Source organism: Streptomyces eurocidicus (assembly GCF_002891295.1).
GTDB classification, from domain to species: domain Bacteria; phylum Actinomycetota; class Actinomycetes; order Streptomycetales; family Streptomycetaceae; genus Streptomyces; species Streptomyces eurocidicus.
In genome coordinates this window covers 679439-697758 of sequence record NZ_LGUI01000003.1, presented here as the reverse complement: position 1 = coordinate 697758, position 18320 = coordinate 679439, and the positions used below count along the sequence as shown (strand labels likewise).

21 protein-coding genes and 1 pseudogene are annotated in these 18320 nt (G+C 69.3%); 13 read left to right on the top strand and 9 right to left on the bottom strand.

Annotated features, from left to right (window positions below; translation table 11 throughout):
* Window positions 1–122: 122 nt before the first annotated feature.
* Window positions 123–503, bottom strand: a complete 381-nt coding sequence (locus AF335_RS12935; RefSeq protein ID WP_102918465.1) for a phage holin family protein — start codon at window positions 501–503, stop codon at window positions 123–125.
* Between the two features lie 72 nt (window positions 504–575).
* Here AF335_RS12935 and AF335_RS12930 point away from each other — a divergent pair, with 72 nt between their 5' ends.
* The 3 genes from AF335_RS12930 to AF335_RS12920 all read left to right on the top strand — a co-directional run bounded on the left by AF335_RS12930 (window position 576) and on the right by AF335_RS12920 (window position 2165).
* Window positions 576–893: a cupin domain-containing protein gene (locus tag AF335_RS12930; RefSeq protein WP_102918464.1), complete on the top strand. Its 318-nt coding sequence runs from the start codon at window positions 576–578 to the stop codon at window positions 891–893.
* Between the two features lie 150 nt (window positions 894–1043).
* The gene (locus AF335_RS12925) at window positions 1044–1265 is read left to right on the top strand and encodes a DUF5326 family protein (protein WP_102918463.1); all 222 of its coding nucleotides are present in this window, start codon (window positions 1044–1046) and stop codon (window positions 1263–1265) included.
* A gap of 453 nt (window positions 1266–1718) precedes the next feature.
* A complete protein-coding gene (locus AF335_RS12920) occupies window positions 1719–2165 on the top strand; it encodes an SsgA family sporulation/cell division regulator (protein WP_087927208.1) in 447 nt (148 codons plus the stop codon).
* On the opposite strand, the gene AF335_RS12915 is transcribed toward AF335_RS12920, so the two are convergent.
* The 3 genes from AF335_RS12915 to AF335_RS12905 form a co-directional block, all read right to left on the bottom strand.
* Window positions 2162–3718, bottom strand: coding sequence for an SPFH domain-containing protein (locus AF335_RS12915; RefSeq protein ID WP_102918462.1), 1557 nt, complete (start codon window positions 3716–3718; stop codon window positions 2162–2164). The two genes, AF335_RS12920 and AF335_RS12915, sit on opposite strands and share 4 nt — an antisense overlap.
* Window positions 3719–3844: 126 nt before the next feature.
* Window positions 3845–4045 (bottom strand): hypothetical protein, encoded by a 201-nt coding sequence (locus tag AF335_RS12910; protein ID WP_102918461.1) that lies wholly within the window; start codon window positions 4043–4045, stop codon window positions 3845–3847.
* 22 nt (window positions 4046–4067) lie between these two features.
* The gene (locus tag AF335_RS12905; RefSeq protein ID WP_102918460.1) at window positions 4068–5513 is read right to left on the bottom strand and encodes a YibE/F family protein; all 1446 of its coding nucleotides are present in this window, start codon (window positions 5511–5513) and stop codon (window positions 4068–4070) included.
* Between the two features lie 189 nt (window positions 5514–5702).
* Between AF335_RS12905 and thiC the strand changes: the two genes are divergently transcribed.
* Window positions 5703–7478 carry a phosphomethylpyrimidine synthase ThiC gene (gene thiC / locus AF335_RS12900; protein ID WP_102918459.1) on the top strand — a complete coding sequence of 592 codons (1776 nt, stop codon included), beginning with the start codon at window positions 5703–5705 and terminating at the stop codon, window positions 7476–7478.
* 79 nt (window positions 7479–7557) lie between these two features.
* On the opposite strand, the gene AF335_RS12895 is transcribed toward thiC, so the two are convergent.
* Window positions 7558–8067, bottom strand: coding sequence for an NUDIX domain-containing protein (locus AF335_RS12895; protein ID WP_102918458.1), 510 nt, complete (start codon window positions 8065–8067; stop codon window positions 7558–7560).
* Between the two features lie 115 nt (window positions 8068–8182).
* On the opposite strand from AF335_RS12895, the gene AF335_RS35570 reads away from it, so the two are divergent.
* The 6 genes from AF335_RS35570 to AF335_RS34070 all read left to right on the top strand — a co-directional run bounded on the left by AF335_RS35570 (window position 8183) and on the right by AF335_RS34070 (window position 10947).
* Window positions 8183–8485: a helix-turn-helix domain-containing protein gene (locus AF335_RS35570; protein ID WP_228772916.1), complete on the top strand. Its 303-nt coding sequence runs from the start codon at window positions 8183–8185 to the stop codon at window positions 8483–8485.
* A 29-nt stretch (window positions 8486–8514) separates the two neighbouring features.
* Entirely contained in the window at window positions 8515–9384 is an 870-nt protein-coding gene (locus tag AF335_RS12890; protein WP_228772915.1) for a tetratricopeptide repeat protein, read from the top strand.
* Window positions 9385–9587: 203 nt separating this feature from the next.
* Entirely contained in the window at window positions 9588–10070 is a 483-nt protein-coding gene (locus tag AF335_RS12885) for an ATP-binding protein (RefSeq protein ID WP_324187909.1), read from the top strand.
* On the top strand, window positions 10067–10264 hold the full coding sequence (locus AF335_RS12880; protein WP_102918456.1) for a hypothetical protein: 198 nt from the start codon (window positions 10067–10069) through the stop codon (window positions 10262–10264). The genes AF335_RS12885 and AF335_RS12880 overlap by 4 nt, the downstream gene beginning before the upstream one ends.
* Before the next feature lie 3 nt (window positions 10265–10267).
* Window positions 10268–10771, top strand: a complete 504-nt coding sequence (locus AF335_RS12875; RefSeq protein ID WP_184743438.1) for a replication initiator — start codon at window positions 10268–10270, stop codon at window positions 10769–10771.
* Complete coding sequence (locus AF335_RS34070) at window positions 10768–10947, top strand: hypothetical protein (RefSeq protein WP_146045509.1); 180 nt, start codon at window positions 10768–10770, stop codon at window positions 10945–10947. Before AF335_RS12875 ends, AF335_RS34070 begins: the two co-directional genes overlap by 4 nt.
* Here AF335_RS34070 and AF335_RS12870 read toward each other — a convergent pair.
* On the bottom strand, window positions 10919–12397 hold the full coding sequence (locus tag AF335_RS12870) for a recombinase family protein (protein ID WP_102918455.1): 1479 nt from the start codon (window positions 12395–12397) through the stop codon (window positions 10919–10921). The two genes, AF335_RS34070 and AF335_RS12870, sit on opposite strands and share 29 nt — an antisense overlap.
* Window positions 12398–12551: 154 nt before the next feature.
* Between AF335_RS12870 and AF335_RS35065 the strand changes: the two genes are divergently transcribed.
* Both AF335_RS35065 and AF335_RS12865 read left to right on the top strand, forming a co-directional pair.
* On the top strand, window positions 12552–12683 hold the full coding sequence (locus AF335_RS35065) for a thiamine biosynthesis protein ThiC (RefSeq protein WP_184743465.1): 132 nt from the start codon (window positions 12552–12554) through the stop codon (window positions 12681–12683).
* A 70-nt stretch (window positions 12684–12753) separates the two neighbouring features.
* Window positions 12754–13020 (top strand): annotated as a pseudogene (locus tag AF335_RS12865) (VWA domain-containing protein); the annotation flags it as partial.
* A 61-nt stretch (window positions 13021–13081) separates the two neighbouring features.
* On the opposite strand, the gene AF335_RS12860 reads toward AF335_RS12865, so the two are convergent.
* The 3 genes from AF335_RS12860 to AF335_RS12850 form a co-directional block, all read right to left on the bottom strand.
* Window positions 13082–13978, bottom strand: a complete 897-nt coding sequence (locus tag AF335_RS12860) for a hypothetical protein (protein ID WP_102918454.1) — start codon at window positions 13976–13978, stop codon at window positions 13082–13084.
* Window positions 13979–14160: 182 nt separating this feature from the next.
* Entirely contained in the window at window positions 14161–15267 is a 1107-nt protein-coding gene (locus AF335_RS12855) for a metallophosphoesterase (protein WP_184743462.1), read from the bottom strand.
* 281 nt (window positions 15268–15548) lie between these two features.
* Window positions 15549–16646 (bottom strand): LacI family DNA-binding transcriptional regulator, encoded by a 1098-nt coding sequence (locus AF335_RS12850; RefSeq protein ID WP_102918453.1) that lies wholly within the window; start codon window positions 16644–16646, stop codon window positions 15549–15551.
* A gap of 376 nt (window positions 16647–17022) precedes the next feature.
* Between AF335_RS12850 and hisC the strand changes: the two genes are divergently transcribed.
* On the top strand, window positions 17023–18102 hold the full coding sequence (gene hisC, locus AF335_RS12845) for a histidinol-phosphate transaminase (protein WP_102918452.1): 1080 nt from the start codon (window positions 17023–17025) through the stop codon (window positions 18100–18102).
* Window positions 18103–18320 lie beyond the last annotated feature (218 nt).

Here is an 18320-nt window from a genome sequence, read left to right as displayed (position 1 = left end):
CCTCCCGGCCCCATGGACCGGGCTCCTTTCCGGGGCCGTCCGGCGCTCGCCCGCCGCGTCCCGTCAACTCCCTTGCCGACCCGCCCCTTTCGTGGTCGTCAACCAGCCGTTGACGAGGTCCCTCAGTCCTGCTCGTCCGGCAGGATCACATGCATCGCCCAGGCCACGATCGAGATGATCACGCCGCCCACCAGCGCCGGCCAGAAGCCCCCGACGTGGAACGCCAGGTCCAGCCGGTCCGCGATCCACGACGTCAGCAGCAGCATCAGTGCGTTGATCACCAGTGTGATCAGACCGAGGGTGAGGATGAACAGCGGGAACGACAGCAGCTTCACGATCGGCTTGACGACGAAGTTGACCGCGCCGAAGACGAGGGCGACGACGAAGAGCGTGACGACCTTGCCGACGGTGGTCTCGCCGGACAGCGTGATGCCCTTGAGCAGCCAGACGGCGACCGCCAGGGCCGCCGCGTTCGCGATCGTCTTGACTACGAAATTCTTCATGGTGAGATCGTTGCAGACGGGATCGGCGGACGCGGATCGGTACAGGAGGCGGGGGATGAGGGTGAGGACGCGATGAAGGCATTCCGGCTGGACGAGCTGGAGGCGGAGCGGGCCGCGAACGAGGGTGCGTACCTGCAGTTCCTCCGCGAGCGGAACATGTCCGTCGGGCTGTACGCCCTGGACGCGGGCGCCATGGATCCCCAGACCCCGCACGCGCAGGACGAGGTCTACATGGTGGTGAGCGGCCGGGCGTCGATCACGGTCGGCATGGAGACCACGGAGGTCGCGCGCGGCAGCGTCGTCTATGTGCCGGCCGGCGTCGCCCACCGGTTCCACCACATCAGCGAGGATCTGAGGGTTCTCGTCGTCTTCTCTCCGCCTGAGAGCTGAGGGATCACCCTCCCGACCCGTAGGGGACCGTTCAGGGGCGGGCGGGGGCCGGGAGGCCCCCGTCGGCCCACCTGTCCGCTCTAGCATCGAATGCAGGGACGGGGCATCCGCGCTCCGGGCCCACGAAAGCGGAAAGCAGGGACGAACGACATGGCTGAGAAGGGGTTTCTCGAAGGTCTCCCGTGGTGGGTGAAGTGGATCGCCGTGCCGGTCCTCGTCCTCGCCGTCTTCGGTGGACTGATCATGAGCGTGCTCGGCTTCGTGATCGCGCTCGTCTTCAAGGCGCTGCTCCTGGTGGCGCTCGTCGGCGGCCTGATCTTCGTCGTGAAGAAGTTCACCTCCTCGTCCTCCTCGTCCAAGGGCGACTGGTAGCGGCCGCCGACGCCCTCCGGGGCGTGCCGGAGCTCTCGTCGGCCGCCGCGGTGCTCACGCCGCCGCCCGGCGCCCCGCCCGCCCTCCGGACGCCGCCCAACACCCTCCCGCGAAGCCGGGAACGCCCGCCCCGAGGGCTCCAACCGGTGTACGGAAGACAGGAGTACGTCACCTCGCCCCACCGCCCGTACACCCTCACCACCGTCATTCCGGCCCACGCCCAGGGCCGGTGTTGACGTCTTATGGCGATTTCTCTGTCTTGAATCCCGCGGAACGACTCCGCCCCGTAGTCGAGTCGCTACGCTCCAGAGTCATAGAGCTCGTAAGCTCACTCTCGATCTCTATTGGTCTCCAAAAAATCACTCCCTGTGATCCATGGATGCGGCCGTACGGCGGTGTATATGGGCATAGAGAGCCAATCCCGGCTACAACGACGAATCGGGGCATTGGGCGATGCGTGAAACGGTTCAGGCAGAAGTGATCATGACCTTCCTCGTCTCCGAGGAGCTGTCCTTCCGGATTCCGGTGGGGCTGGACTACGACAGCAGCGACCCGTACGCGGTGAAGTTCACCTTCCACCTGCCCGGTGACGCGCCGGTGACCTGGGCATTCGCCCGGGAGCTGCTGCTCGACGGGCTCAGCCAGCCGTCCGGCGAAGGAGATGTGCACATCTCCCCCGCCTCCGGCGAGCACCTCTCGGACGTCTTCATCCGGCTGCAAGTGGGCTGCGAAGGGGCACTGTTCCGGGCGGGCGCGGCCCCCCTGGTGGCCTTCCTCGACCGGACGGACCGGATCGCCCCCCTCGGTGAGGAGCGCTCGGTCGCGGACTTCGAGTACGACCTCGCGGCCGCGCTCGACAACATCCTCGCCGGCAACACGGAGGGGCAGAACGCCGGTTAGCGGGCCCGGATGCCTCCGCCGTCCTCGCCGCCGTCCTCGTCCCCGTCCTGGGTGTCGACGGGCACCCGCTCGGCACGCGGGGCCGCGCCGCCCCCGGCCGTGGCCACCGAGCCCCGGCCGGACGATCCCGGACCCGCCGAGCCCCGGCCGGCCGCCGTGGCCCCCGACGACACCGGCCCCGACGACACCGATCCGGACGATCCCGGACCGGGCGACACCGGCCCGTCCGTGCCCATGCTCGCGAGCAGCTGCCGCGCCAGCCCCAGACCCGTACCCCCCATCGTCAGCGCCTTCGCGAACAGATCCGACATCCCGTCCGCGCCGTTCAGCAGCACCATGTGGTCCACGTTCCCGAAAGCCGCGGCTCCGGCCCGGACGATCTCCGGCCACTTTTCGGCCAGTTGTTGCGCGACCACGGCCTCCTGGTTCTCCGCCAGGGCCGCCGCCCGCGCCTTGATGGCCTCGGCCTCCGCCAGCCCCCGCGCCTTCGCCGCCTCGGCCGCCGCCAGCCCCTTCGCCTTGGTGGCCGCGGCCTCGGCCTCACCCGTCGCCCGGGTCGCCGCCGCCTCGGCGACGGCCTCCAGCTCCGTCTCCTTGGCCTGCGCCTCGGCCGCGGAGATCCGGGCGTCCCGCTCGGCCTCCGCCAGCGTCCGCTTCTCGTACGCCGCGGCGTCCGCCGGCTTGCGGACGTCCGCCTGGAGCTGCTGCTCCCGGCGGTGCGCCGCGAGCTCGGCGACCTTGGTCTCCTGGACCACGACCTCCTGCTGCGCGGCGGCCGCCGCCAGCGGCCCGGCCTGCCGGGCCTTGGCCGCCGCGCTGTCCCGCTCGGCCTGATAGCCGGCCTGGAGGATCTCGCTGTCCCGCGTCGCCTCCGACATCCGGGCCGCGGCCTGCTGCTCGGCCTCGGTGGCGCGCCGGTCCGCCTCCGCCTGGGCGATGCGCGCGTCCCGCTGCACGGCGGCGGCGTGCGGCGCCGAGAGGTTCTTGATGTAGCCCGTGGGGTCCTGGATCTCATGGATCTGCAGTGAGTCGATGATCAGACCCAGCTTCTCCATCTCCGTGCCCGACGCGGCCCGGGTCTCGCCCGTGAGCCGCTCGCGGTCCCGGATCATGTCCTCCACGGTCAACCCGCCGACGATCGAGCGCAGGTGGCCCGCGAAGACGTTGTGCACCCGCTCCGACATGAACTTCTGCTGGTCCAGGAAGCGGCGCGCCGCGTTGGCGATCGAGACGTAGTCGTCGCCGACCTTGAAGATGACGACGCCGTGCACCTTGAGCGGGATGCCCTGCTGGGTCACGCAATCGACATGGAGATCCGCCTCATTGAGATCGAGCGACAACTTCCGCACCGCCTGGACCCCGGGCAGCACGAGGGTCCCCCGCCCCGTGACGATCCGGAAACCCATCCCGTCCTCCAGACCCTCGGTGCGGTGTCTGGAACCGGAGATAACGAGCGCCTCATTGGGCTCGGCGACCCGCCACATCAGCTTGAACAGTGTGATCACGATGGCAAGAGCGGCGAGGACGACCCCCGCCACGACGCCGACGAGCATGACGTTCAGCCCCCTTTTGGTACGGGCCCCTCCCCCGGAGACCCGAGATCAGAAGTGTGCTCCTCCGCGCACCGCGCGGAGAAGACCCCTGCACCGCGCGGCGAAAGCCCGCGCGCACCCCTCCCGTCAGCCGTAGGCGGGCGCCACGTAGACCGTGCGCGGCGGTTGATACTCCACGATCACCACCACCGTGCCCCGCTCCAGCCGGCCGCCCGGCTCCACCGCGTACGCCAGGAACGCCTCGGCGCCGCCGCGGACCTTGACCATCACCTCGCCGACCAGCCCCGGCCCGACCGTGCCCGTCACTCTGCCCAGCTCACCGACCACCGAACGCCTCCCCCCGCTGCGGTCACTTCGCCCGGCGCCGCCTGCCGCCCCGCGACCTGGCCTTCGCCGTACTCGCATTGTGCCGGTCGGCACTGACAACGAGCGCCGCCAGCGCGGTCGTCACCGGCACCGAGGCCACCAGACCGATGCTGCCGACGAGCGTCCGGACGATCTCCTCGGCGACGATCTCGCTGGTCGCGACCGTGGTGATCCCGCTGTCCGCGATGGAGAAGAGCAGCAGCAGCGGCAGCGAGGCGCCCGCGTAGGCGAGTACGAGGGTGTTCACCACCGAGGCGATGTGGTCCCGGCCGATGCGCATCGCCGCTCCGTAGAGCTTGCGCCAACTCGCCGTCGGGTCCGCCTCCTTCAGCTCCCACACCGCGGACGTCTGCGTCACCGTGACGTCGTCCAGAACGCCCAGCGAGCCGATGATGATGCCCGCGAGCAGCAGGCCCTGGATCCCGATCCCCGGATAGAGGCCGTGCACCAGCCCGGTCTGGTCGTCGGTGTCGCCGGTGAGGTGGGCCCAGTCGGTGAACAGCGAGCCGAGCAGGCCGATCAGCGTCAGCGAGGTCAGCGTGCCCACGACCGCCACGGACGTACGGGCGTTCAGGCCGTGGCACATGTAGAGCGCGATCAGCATGATCGCGCTGCCGCCGATCACGGCGACCAGCAGGGGATCCGAACCCTGGAGGATGGCGGGCAGGATGAACAGCGTCAGCACCCCGAAGCTGATCACCAGGGCGGCCAGCGCGAAGAGTCCGCGTAGCCGGCCGACCACGACCACCGCGAGCGCGAACACGCCCGCGAGCAGGGCCATCGGCAGGGTCCGGTCCACGTCCGCGACCGCGTACTGGAGGTTCTTCGGCGCCTTCGGCGCGTAGGAGAGGACGAGCTTCTGGCCCACCTCGTAGCGGCGCGAGGCGTTCGGCTGCACGAGCTCGACGAACGTGCGGCCCTTGTCGGGGCCCGAGGTGACCTCGATCTCCGATTTCTCGCAGGGGCCCTGCGGTTTAGGCGGCCCGCCGCTCTGCGGGAGCCCGCCGCCGCCCTGCGGCTGCCCGCCCGCCTTCACACAGTCCTGCTCCTCGATCTTCACCACCCGGCCGGTCTCCGTGTGCTGGTCGACGCCGAGGCCGGTGTGGGTGTGCGGGGGAGTGCCACCCGGCCACAGCACGACGAGTCCGGCGAGCACGGCGACGGCGAAGGGGATCAGGACCGCCGCGATCACCTTGCGCAGCCGGCCGGAGACGGGGGAGGGCGGCCCGTGGCTGTGGGCATGGCTGTGCCCGTGCCCATGGCCGTGGCTGCGGCCGTGCCCGTGCCCGTGGCCGTTTCCGGGGCGGGGGACGCGACCGGTGTCGGGGGCGGGGCCGTGGTCGTGCGCCGCGACCTGCCCGTGCGGCGGGGTGTGGTCGTGCGGGTGGGGGCGGTCGTGCTGATGGGGCTGCGGGTCCGTGGGGGTCACGCCCCGATCATCGCAAGCCCCTCTGGCACTCCGGTCGGGGGAAGCGCTAGCGTTGTGTCACCTTTGCAATCGCGGGAGCTCGGAGCACCGGGCTGAGAGGGCGCTGACCTCCGTAGGGATCTACGGAAGCCGCTGCGTCGACCGCCGAACCTGTTACCGGGTAATGCCGGCGTAGGGAGTTCTGGTCTCATGACCTCGCAGGATGCACGCACGTCCGAAACCGGTCGGCAGATCGGCTGGCACAAGGACTACGTGACCGGCTCGCGGCCGGACCTCAGGGTTCCGGTGCGGCGGGTGCATCTCACCAACGGGCAGGACGTACAGCTGTACGACACCTCGGGCCCGTACACCGATCCGGCCGTGGAGACGGACGTCCGTCGCGGCCTCCAGCCGCTCCGGGAGAACTGGATCATCGGCCGCGGCGACACCGAGGAGTACGCCGGGCGCCCGATGCGCCCGGAGGACGACGGCCTCAAGCACACCTCTCCGCGCGGGGGTCTGAAGAACCTCGACGCGGTCTTCCCGGGCCGTCCGCGCCAGCCCCGCAAGGGCCGGGGCGGCGCCGCCGTGACCCAGCTCGCGTACGCCCGCCGTGGCGAGATCACCCAGGAGATGGAGTACGTGGCCCTCCGGGAGAACGTCTCTCCCGAGACCGTCCGGGAGGAGATCGCGGCCGGCCGTGCCGTGCTCCCGGCGAATGTGAACCACCCGGAGATCGAGCCGATGATCATCGGCAAGAAGTTCCTGGTCAAGGTGAACGCCAACATCGGCAACTCCGCCGTCACCTCCTCCATCGAGGAGGAGGTGGAGAAGATGACCTGGGCGACCCGCTGGGGCGCCGACACGGTGATGGACCTCTCCACCGGCCGCAACATCCACACCACCCGCGAGTGGGTGCTGCGCAACTCCCCCGTGCCGATCGGCACCGTGCCGCTCTACCAGGCCCTGGAGAAGGTCGACGGCAAGGCCGAGGAGCTCACCTGGGAGATCTACAAGGACACGGTCATCGAGCAGGCCGAGCAGGGCGTCGACTACATGACGGTCCACGCGGGCGTGCTGCTGCGCTACGTCCCGCTGACCGCCCGCCGCAAGACCGGCATCGTCTCGCGCGGCGGTTCGATCATGGCCGCCTGGTGCCTGGCGCACCACAAGGAGTCGTTCCTCTACGAGAACTTCGAGGAGCTCTGCGAGATCCTCGCCTCGTACGACGTCACGTACTCCCTCGGCGACGGCCTGCGCCCCGGCTCGATCGCGGACGCCAACGACGAGGCGCAGTTCGCCGAGCTGAGGACGCTCGGCGAGCTCAACACCATCGCCAAGCGGCACAACGTCCAGACGATGATCGAGGGCCCGGGCCACGTCCCGATGCACAAGATCAAGGAGAACATCGACCTTCAGCAGGAGATCTGCGAGGAGGCCCCGTTCTACACCCTGGGCCCGCTGACCACCGATGTCGCACCCGCGTACGACCACATCACCTCGGGCATCGGCGCGGCGATGATCGCCTGGTGGGGCACGGCCATGCTCTGCTACGTCACGCCCAAGGAGCACCTGGGCCTGCCGGACCGCGACGACGTCAAGACCGGTGTGATCACCTACAAGATCGCGGCCCATGCGGCGGACCTCGCCAAGGGCCACCCCGGGGCGCAGGACTGGGACGACGCGCTCTCGGACGCCCGCTTCGAGTTCCGCTGGGAGGACCAGTTCAACCTGGCCCTCGACCCGGACACGGCCCGCGCCTTCCACGACGAGACGCTGCCCGCCGAGCCGGCCAAGACGGCGCACTTCTGCTCGATGTGCGGCCCGAAGTTCTGCAGTATGAAAATCAGCAGAAGCATCACAGAGCAGTTCGCCCCTGACCTGGCCGGTTCGGCCAGCGATCAGGAGGTAGAAGCAGGGATGCTTCAGAAGTCGAAGGAGTTCGCAGCCGCAGGCAACCGGGTCTACCTGCCGCTCGCGGACTGACAGTAGATCGTCCGACCACCGAGCGGCTCTGGCTGATGCCTGGGCCGCTCGGCGGTTCGAGTATGTGTTGCTGAGCGCCTCAAGGTAGCTGTGATGTCGCCGTGGTCAGTGATCCATGGGACGGTGGGGCGCCGTGCTCCAGGTACTGCGGATGGTCTTGTTCGCGGGCCGTGATCGCTTGCTTTACACGGCGGGCGAGCCTCGGAATCAGTAGCTGATCGACGGCCTCCGCCGGGTGGAACTCGGCGGCAAGGATCTCGTCGCCGTCAGGCTTGAGCGCGTTCAGGTCTTCCGGTCGCGGCTCGCCGCCGTCGAAGACGTACAGGACCTTGTCGCCCTCGGCCTCGTTCGGTGCCCAGTCCACGACCAGGAGCGCGCCGATAGCCGGCGTGATCCCCAGCTCTTCCTCCACCTCGCGACGGCACGCGGCCAGAGGGGACTCCCCCTCCTCGATGTATCCGCCGGGGATCTCCCACTTGGGCTTGTACGAGGGGCGGACCAACAGCACGTGTCCCTTGTCGTTGAAGAACAACGCGCCCGCTGCCGTGCGCGGGCGGGCCGGGCGCCGGTTCTGCTCTGTCTCCGTCATGGCGCCGACCCTACTGATCCAGCCTCCGGGCCCCGTACTCACCTCGTCTCCCTGTCGTTGGGAGATGCATCGTGTGAGACTCGGTTCGGCGGCTACGGAGGCAGCGATGCGTGGGATGACCGACCACATGGATTTCGGCAAACGCGTGAGGTTCTACCGGGAACGGCGGGGACTGCACCAGTGGCAGCTGGGCGAGCTGCTGAATCGCTCCGAGGACTGGGTGTACCGCGTCGAGTCCGGCCGCATCCCGGTGAACACCGTCAAGATGCTGGCCGATTTAGCCGACGCCCTTCGCGTCCACCTTGAGGATCTTCAAGGGAATCCCGTGCTTCTTGAGGACCAGGGCGACCACAAGGCGAGCGTCCCGGCGATCCGCGACGCGTTGATGCAGTCGCGCCGGCTCTCCGGTTCGCTGTAAACGACAGGGAGCCACCTCGCCTTGAGCGCTTGACGGCGGAAGTCGACCGGGCGTGGCGCCTCTACCAGGGGTCGAAGTACGCGAGGCTCGGAGAAGTGCTCCCCGGTCTGCTGGCGGATGGACGGTTGGCGACCCAGACATACAGCGCAGGGGACGACAGGCGGCGAGCTTTCCGGGAATTCGCGCTGGCCCTGCACGTCGCCGCGGTCTACCTCCGGAAGCTGGGTGAGACCAACCTGGCCTGGATCGCCGTCGACCAAGGCGACATCGCCGCCGGCGAGACAGAGGATCCAACCGTGATCCTCGCGCTGCGGCGGGGCGTCGCTCATGTCCAGCTCGGCGCCGGCCTCGCGGAGGAAGCGGTGAACGGCACCCTCGACGCGGCGGGCGAACTTGCTCCGGGCTGGTGGGAGTCCTCACCAACGGCTCTCTCGCTTTACGGGACGCTCTTCCTCAACGGTGCCGTCGCTGCCGCGCGCACGGGAGATCGCGATCAGACCAAGGAGATGTTGGATCAGGCCAAGCAAGCGGCCGAACGGCTCGGCGCGGGCCATGACGAGATGTGGACCGCCTTCGGACCGGCCAACGTGGAGATCCACCGCCTGGCGACGGCCCTGGAGTTCGAGGACTTCCAGTGCGCCGTGGACGTTGTGCCGGGCATCCAGGGCACCGGCCTACCGGCCGAACGTAAGGCGAGGCTCCGCCTTGACGTTGCCCGCGCCTACGCCGAGACAGGGCAGACAGAGAAGGCCGTGGCCGCGCTGAAGCGCGCGTACACCACCGCGCCGGAACAGATCCGAGCTCACGAGTTCGCGCGCGACCTGGCCCGCCGACTGCACAAGCGCACCCGCAGCCGCGACGTGGAAGAGCTGGCCATGAAGCTCGGAGCCGTCCAGTAGCAGCCCCCGCCGAAGCGTCGGAACGGACCCGGAAGATTTTTCCGGGTCTCCCTGCGTTTCAGGGCCTACTTTCACTGCTGTCCGATTCCCCTGGTACAGGAGGGTCAGCCGTGGGACCACGGGTCAGACAGCCTTCGAGAGCCCTCGCCGCTCTCGCCCCCACCAGCGTGCTGAAAGCTCCCATGGTGGAGCGTTGCCGTGCGTTGACGCTCTACGCGGAGTCCCCCGACACGGGTCATGCCGCGCGCGGCATGGTGCGATCCGCCCTGGAGGACTGGGAGCTCACCGAGCTCGTGCCGGACGCCTGCCTGGTCGTCTCCGAGCTCGTGGGCAACGTCGTCCACCACGCGGTACCCGATGCCGACCTAGCCCTCCCCGGCGCTCCGCGTCGCGTGGACATCAGGCTCACGAAATGGCCGAAGTGGCTCTTCCTCGGGGTATCCGACGAGGATTCCACCGCACCGGGCACCCCGATGGGGGACGTCTTCTCCCCGCTGCTCGCAGGCGTCTTACCCGAAGCGGTCCTGCCTGACAGCGGACGGGGCCTCATGATCGTCCAGCGGTTGACCGACGCCTTGTGGTGGGCGCCTGACGAGCGGGGCGGCAAGACCGTGGTCTGCCGTTTCGACCTTTGCGAGATCGCCGCCCACGGCCTCGACACTCCCGGCAAGGCGGGTACGCGATGACGCGCGCGTCCAGGGATCGGATCGAGCGTGGGGACGTGGTGGAGGTGCGGGGCGAGATGCGGGAGGTGAAGGCCGTCCGTCGGAAGGAGCGCCGTCCGGAGGACCTCGTGCTCGTCTTCACGTCCGGGCCCGCGCTGCGTGTTCGTACCGGGGATGTGTCGGCGGTCAGGCGTGGGCAGTGGCGGGTGCGGTGATGGATGTCCTTGCGGTACGGCGGCTCGACGCCGCGCTTGGGGTACTCGACGGGTGGGAGGGAACGCGGCAGGCACGGTGTCGCTGACACCACCGCCGGCACCGACCACCCGATCAAGACCCGGGCCGAGATCGAAGCCACCCCGACCACACCCCACGTCCGCACCCTGATGCGCACCTGCTGGAACCTCGGCGGCCTCCCCGAATACACACCCCTCCGCCTCCGCCCCTGGACCCACACCCTCGGCTACCGCGGCCACATCCTCACCAAATCCCGCACCTACTCCACCACCTACACCGCACTCCGCACCCAACGCACCGAACACCAGCTCGGCATGGCTGTGACCGTCCACCCGGACACCGCGACCACTGATGCGTACTGGCGCTACAGCGGCTCCGGCCATACCCCCGGCGCCGCCCTCATCGCCACCGGCACAGCAGAGGACTTGGCCCGTAACCGGGAGATTGCTCGTGAGGCCCGGTTCTACGCACGCGGGGAGCCGGTGTGATCGACCCCAAGGCGAGACGGGCGGACGAAGAGAGGGAGAGACGCGAAGAGGCGGCGGTGAGGGAGTGGATCGAGCGTCACGTCCGCGAGTCACCGCCGCTCTCAGCAGATCAACTACGTCTCATGGGTGAGATCCTGGGGTTGAGACTCACGAAGAAGACTTCCATACGGGCTTGAGGAGCTCGACGTCGAAGTCTTTGTTGCCCTTGCCTCCGGGGAGAGCCGTGATCGCGTGTACGGCCTTTTTGATCAGTTCGCGTCGCTGGGCAAGGGTCTTGGACTTCCATGAGGCGGCGATGTCCTCCCGCGCGGCTTCGGCGGCTGCTGCCTTCGCCATGTGCTGGGCTTGATCGGCGCGCAGCTCCTTGATCTTGCCTTCGAGTGCCGGAAGGTTGCGGAAGAACATCTCATCGTCTACCTCGCCGTCCTGCCAACGCTTCTCAAGCGCCTTTCGGCTCTGGACGGCGCGTTCCAGGTCCTCGGTCTTGCCCCACTCCGGGACCTCACTCGCGGCGGCTTCAGCCTCTGCCTTGAGCTTGGCGATCACTAGTCGCTCGATGTGCTTGTCTGTCTTGTCGCCGCGTTTGTAGGTTTTGTTGCACCCACCATCCACGGTCTTCTTGCACATGTAGGCGTGCTGGTACTTCAACCAGTCGTTGGCCTTGATGCCGATCATCTTGTTGTTGCAGACGGTGCCGTCGTCAAGTACGTGGCCGCACCGAAGGATGCCGGTCAGTAGGTACTTGTGGACCAGCCCCCCTCGCGGCATGCCCGTGCCTCGACCGCGTTCCCGGATCTTGGCAGTCAGCGCGTACCACTTCTTCGGTGTGACGATCGCTTCCCACTCACCCACAATGGGTTGATCATCTCCGTCGCGGACCAGCTCGCCGTTGATCTCGCGGTAGCCGCACAACCGAGCGTTCATGAGCAGCTGCTTCACTGTCTGGTACTGGAAGGCGTTGCCGCGACTCGTGACGAACTCGGCTTCCTTCCACTGGCGGGTGATCTCGGAGATGGATGCCCCGGCAAGGATGTCGTCCACGGCCTTCCGGATCGCATCGGCCTCCTTCGTCCTGAGAGCGACCTTGTCGTCCTCCCAGCCAAAGGGGCGCCATGCCGAGACGGACTGACCACGGATCGCGCGGCTGCGGTGGCTGTTCCTGCTACGGCGCTGCTTCTTGCGTGTCTCGCTGAGGGACATCGCGACTCCCACCAGTCCTTTGATCTCGAAGCCCTCAGCGTAGAGATCCTGGACGCCGTTCGAGTCGTGATAAACGCGCCCTTCGTGCTTGGTGAACGCCTTCAGGTAGCGTTCCCAGTCACTGGGCCGCCGGTAGAGCCGGTCGTCGTTCGCAGCCATCACACCGTGGATGGGGTACCCCTCGGGCGTGGTGCCGGCACCGAGGTCATTGATCAACTGTTCGAAGTCGTCGCGGATGACGTTCTCTTTGCTGGCGCTCTTGTCGTTGTCCGTGTACCGGTAGACGACCAACCAGTTCAGTTTGCCTGCGTCGCTGGTCATGTCCCGGTGCTGGTCCTCGACGCCGTGAGCGTCTTTCACTCGCCCGTCGAAAGAGATCCGGGCGTAGCAGACCACGCATCGAAGCGTGGGGTCTGCGGCCAGCATGGCCCGTACTTCTTCGGCTGAAGGTAAGCCTTCCGGCGTGCCCCGAAGCTTGCTGACGATCTCTTCTCGCTGTGCCACGTAGTCCCCCAATGGGTCCGTGAACCGGCTGACAGGACGACGCTAGCGTATGTGTTGTCTGTTCATGCTCTGCTCCATGAAGATCTCCCAGGACATCCGCCGTGAGCACGGCGGCGACCTCGCCCTCGACCCGGTCGCGGGCATGGCGGAGAAGTCCAAGGAGTTCGCGGCCGCGGGCAACCGCGTCTATCTGCCGCTGGCCGACTGAGGCCGCGCGGGCGGCGGGGCCCCGGGCACACCGGGACCCCGCCGCCCGCGGCCCTGACGGCGGGTTACCCGCCCGCGTCGCCGCCCAGCTCGACGACGACGGCGAGATGCGGGCATGGACGTTCGCCTCGCACCCGGCCCGGCTGCCGGACCTGCGGCTGGGCGAGCTGCCCGACCGACTGGAGCGCTTCGACACCATGCCGGGCCGCCGTGTCGACAATGTGGGGTTCTTCGCCGTCGACGACATCGGCGCCGTCCCGGACACGGAGCTCTACGACCGGCTGCTCTCGGAGTTCCCGGACTGGATGGCGGCCGCCCGGCGGGCGGGCATCCTCTGATCCACGCCGGGGCGGCCGGGAGGCCCCGGCGGACGCGGGGCCTCCCGTCACTCGGTTCCGATCACTCGGGGCGGTCCCGCGCCGCGCCGTAGTCCGGACTGGTGAAGTCGGGACTGGTGTAGCTGGGGCGGGTGCCGGGGGTCGACTCGCTGTCGGGGCTGGAGAAACCGGGGCGGGAGTACCCCAGCTGCGGGGTGCGGCTGTGGCCCTCGGGGCGTCTCGGGACGACCGAAGCCGGTGGAGCCGGTGGGGCGGGCGGGGCATCGGCGAGCGCCTCCCGGAGGAAGGGCAGTATGCCGCGGTGCAGCAGCGCCTGGCGCCATGCCTCGCGGGCCCGCTCGGCCTCCTCGGTCAGACCGACGCCTCGCGCATCACTTCCCTCACCGACGCCGTTGCGCAACGCGGTGACGACCATGCCGACCATGGCGACGAACGCCCCGGCGGCGGTGAGGCCGGCGAACCACCAGCCGATCGTCACCATCGGGTCGGCGACGGCCGGCTCCGTGTCGAGCGTGCGCAGCACATAGCCGATCACGAGGAAGAGGAGCGCGGCGATCCCGGCGAGCACCGGGGCGAGCACGGCGAGGACCGCGCCCGCACCCGCGCCCGCGGATCCTATGGGCTCATGGTCGGCGGTGGCCGAATCCGGACCCTCTTCGAGGGAGCCTTCATCGCCGTGCGCGCCCCCGGCGCTCACCGGCTGGGGCCGGGCGTTGGCGGAGAGCGCCCGCAGTGCGCCGCGCGCCTTTACGTAGGTCTGGTATTCGACTGCCGCGCAGGCCGAGATGGCGGACATGGCGCTCCTGGCCATGGCGCGCAGCTGTTCTGCATTGAGCCGCTGTCCTATCGCGGCGGCCAGTTCCGGGTCATGGTCGGCGGTACGCAACGCCTGGTCGAGTACCCGCTCGAATTCCGGGCGGTCTTCGTCCAGCAGATGCGGAGCGCTGTTCATGTGCATCCCCCGATGCTCCGTAGGGCCTTGTTGCCGGCTTGCACCGGGCAGTGGGCGGAAACGGAGGAGAGCCTGCTACGGATAAGCCCGATGGTAGAGCCGTACCGGCGCACGGTGACAGTGTGTTTCCCGAATTGCCCCTGCGCCGGTGGACTCCCTACCTGCCCGGACGTCTGCCCGCTGAACCCTCAGCCAGTCAGCGGAAGTTGCACCACCAGCAGTTTTCCGGCCATCGTGACGCCACCGTCCATCGCCAGGGCGAGCCCGTCCGCGTAGAGATGCGGGCCGTCGATCACGGGTGTGCCGCGCTCCTCGTCGTCCGCTTCCTCGGTGCCGACCTCGCCGAGCAGATACGGAATCGGGCTGTGCCCGTGGACCAGGCGGCCGCCGCCGTAGGTGTCCAGGAGCTCACGGGCGGCCATCGCGCCCGCCTCGTCGCGGAAGGCGAACCGCTTGGTGAACTTCCTGAAGAGGTCCCAGACCTCGTCGGGGTCGTTGCGCTGGAGGGCCTCGGTGACCGCGTCGTTGACGGCCTCGATGGAGTCGCCGAAGTCGAGGTAGGCCGTGGTGTCGGAGTGGACCAGCAGGTGCCCGTCCTCGTGCGCCATGGCGTCGAGCCGGGACATCCACTGGAGGTGGTGGTCCTCCAGGCGCTCCATGTCGGTGCGCTGGCCGCCGTTGAGCAGCCAGGCCGCCTGGAAGGAGGCGGTGCCGGCGCCGGAGTTGACCGGCGTGTCGGAGAACCGCTTGGCGCCGATGAGGAGCAGCTCGTGGTTGCCCATGAGGGCCTTGCAGTAGCCCCCGGCGGCCGCGGCCTCGGCGGACAGCCGCATGACCAGGTCGATCACGCCCACGCCGTCCGGGCCCCGGTCGGTGAAGTCGCCGAGGAACCACAGGCGGGTGTTGCCCGCGCACCAGCTGCCGTTCGCGTCGATGAGCCCCTGGGCGGCGAGCGCGGCCCGCAGTTCGTCCAGATAGCCGTGGACGTCGCCCACGACGAAGAGCGGCCCGGGGCCGGGCGGGGGCGCCGGGACATGGGCGTGGTGCTCGGTGATCGGGGTCAGCTCGACCGTCGGCATGTCCTCCGGAACGGCCGGGCGGCCGATCACCGGAAGGTCGCGCTCGGTCGGGGTGTAGCCCTCCGGGGCCTCCATGGGCGGCTGCACCGGGGGAGCGGCCTGACCGTAAGGAGGCATGGGGGGAGGCGCGGCGTACCCGGGGAAGGGCGGGATCGCCGCCGTGTGCCGTGCCGCGGGTCCTTGACCGGCCCCCTGAGTCATCGACCCCTCCACCATCGCGCCGCCGTGCACCTTGTGGACCTTGCCTGGTCGACGGCGGTCCGTGGTGTCGTGCGCCCATCATAGGAATGACCGTCGCGCCTTGTGACGCACCAGGGGCCGCGAATCGGTGCGGGAGGGCGCGTACGGCGGTTATTTCTCCCTAATTGACTCGTTCGCCCCCTGGTCTCCGCGCCCCGTGCGCCCTCCGCGCGACCTGGTGAGGGACGCGCCGAAGACACGACGGTGCGGAACGGCGGGTTGACCCGGGGCGGGCCGGCCCGTGGCTCGCCGGGGTCTCAGATCGCCGGGCCGCGCGGCGGGCTCACCGTGACGCGTGGCGGGCGGCGCTGCGAGGAGGTCCGGACGATCAGTTCGGTCGGTATCACCTGTTCGACCGGTCGTCCGGTGTCGAGCCCCTCGATGGCGTCGATGAGGAGCTGGACGACCGCGGTGCCGATGCGCCGCGGCTTCAGGGAGAGGGTGGTGATCGGCGGTTCGGTGGTGGCGTAGACCATGGACTCGCTGCAGCACACCAGCAGCAGGTCGTCGGGGACGCGCAGGCCGTAGCGGCGGGCGGCGGCCAGCAGGTCCGTGCCGTTGGGGTCGAACAGGCCGTACACCGCGTCGGGCCGGTCGGGCCGGGCGAGGAGGCGGTCGGCGGCCACCGCGCCCGCGCAGGGGTCGTGCGCGGGGTATTTCTCGTAGACCGGGTCCTGGCCCACCCGCTCGCACCAGTGCAGGTAGGCGTGGGTGGAGAGCCGGGTGTACGTGTCGGTGGTGTTGCCCGTCAGCAGGCCGATGCGGCGGGCGCCGGCCGCGGCGAGGTGGTCGAGGATGCCCAGGACGGCGGCCTCGTGGTCGTTGTCCACCCAGGCGGTCACCGGCAGGGTGCCGGCGGGTCGGCCGTCGGAGACGACCGGGATGCCCTGGCGGACCAGGTCGGAGACGACCGGGTCGTGATCGGAGGGGTCCACGACGACGGTGCCGTCGAGGGCGACGTTGGACCACACGTCATGGCGTGAGGTGGCGGGCAGGATGACCAGGGCGTAGCCACGGGCCAGGGCGGCCGAGGTGGCGGCTCTGGCCATCTCGGCGAAGTAGGCGAACTCGGTGAAGGTGAAAGGTTCATCCCCGTACGTGGTCACGGTGAGGCCGATGAGGCCCGATTTGCCCGTGCGGAGCGTGCGGGCCGCGGCGGACGGGCGATAGCCCAGCCGGTCGGCGACCTCGCGGACATGGCGGCGGGTCGCGTCCGGTAGCCGGCCCTTGCCGTTGAGCGCGTCGGAGACGGTCGTGATCGAAACCCCGGCGGCGGCGGCCACGTCCCGGATGCCCGCCCGCCCCAGCCGGCGGCCGCTCGACCGGCTCACCTGATGCTTCCCTGCTGCTGTCATGGCGAGCCGATAGTAGGGCTCGGGTGGTCCATTGGCAGGGCGACGTATTTGGCTGTTGACAGGCACGTTTCTGCAAGCACAATTCCGCCCAATGACCATGGAAACCCAGAGGGTTATGGGTGTCGACGGTGAACCGTTGGCCTCTGGCATATCCGGGTCTGGAGGATGGTCCAGGTCTCGAAGTGGTCTCAACTCACCTTCATGGGGGATGCGCGCCACGGCGCTCGCCACCGGCGCACGCCTCCTGAAACAGCGCTCCCCCTGCTCTGGACGCCGCCCCGGTGAATCCTCTTAAGGTGTGCAGTATTGAAGTCCGCTATTCGTGTGCGGTGCGTCCCTGGCCGTCGTGCGCACGGGATGTCGAGGAGGACCCGCGGTGACCGAGAAGACCCCGAGGCTGCGCGCCGCCCTGGAGGGCGTGCCGACCTACAAGCCGGGCAAGCCCGCCGCCGCCGAGGGCCCGGTGGCGTTCAAGCTGTCCTCCAACGAGAACCCCTATCCGCCGCTGCCCGGCGTGCTGGAGAAGGCGGTCTCGGCGGCCGGCACCCTCAACCGCTACCCCGACATGGCCTGCACGGGGCTGATGGCCGAGCTCGCCGAGCGCTTCTCCGTGCCGGTCACCCACCTCGCCACCGGCACCGGCTCGGTGGGCGTGGCCCAGCAGCTGGTCCAGGCCACGGCGGGCCCCGGTGACGAGGTGATCTACGCCTGGCGGTCCTTCGAGGCGTACCCGATCATCACCCAGGTCTCGGGGGCCACCCCCGTCCAGGTCCCGCTGACCGAGGACGAGGTGCACGACCTGGAGGCGATGCTGGCCGCGATCACCGACCGGACCCGGCTGATCTTCGTCTGCAACCCCAACAACCCCACGGGCACGGTGGTGCGCCGGGCGGAGCTGGAGTCCTTCCTGGACCGGGTGCCCTCCGACATCCTGGTGGTGCTGGACGAGGCGTACATCGAGTTCGTGCGGGACGCCGATTTCCCGGACGGCCTCGACCTCTACCGCGACCGGCCGAACGTCTGTGTGCTGCGGACCTTCTCCAAGGCGTACGGGCTGGCGGGGCTGCGGATCGGCTTCGCGGTCGCCCATGAGCCGGTCGCGGCGGCGCTGCGCAAGACCGCCGTCCCGTTCGGCGTGAGCCACATCGCCCAGGAGGCCGCGATCGCCTCGCTGCGCAGCGAGGACGCGCTGCGGGAGCGGGTCGACGGTCTGGTGGCGGAGCGGGCGCGCGTGGTCGAGGCGCTGACCGCCCAGGGCTGGACGGTGCCGGAGGCGCAGGCCAACTTCGTCTGGCTGCGGCTGGGGGAGCGGGCGGTGGACTTCGCGGCGGCCTGTGAGCGCGCGGGCGTGGTCGTACGGCCGTTCCCGGGCGAGGGCATCCGCGCGACGATCGGCGAGACGGCCGGCAACGACCTCTTCCTCCAGGCGGCGGAGGCGTTCCGCAAGGAGCTCTGAGGCCCGGGGCCCACGCCGGGAACGCCGCCCACCCCCGCAAGGGGTGGGCGGCGTTCGGCGTTCCCGGACCCTCACGTCAAGAGGGCCTGTCGGGCCCCTCCCCGCCCTCCTGACATGGGGGTCCCGTACGGGGTCCCACTCGCTAGGGCCGAAGGGGGTACCCCCCCTGACTTGTCCGGAAAGTGGGTGCGCCATAATGCTTGTGAATGTGAACGCGT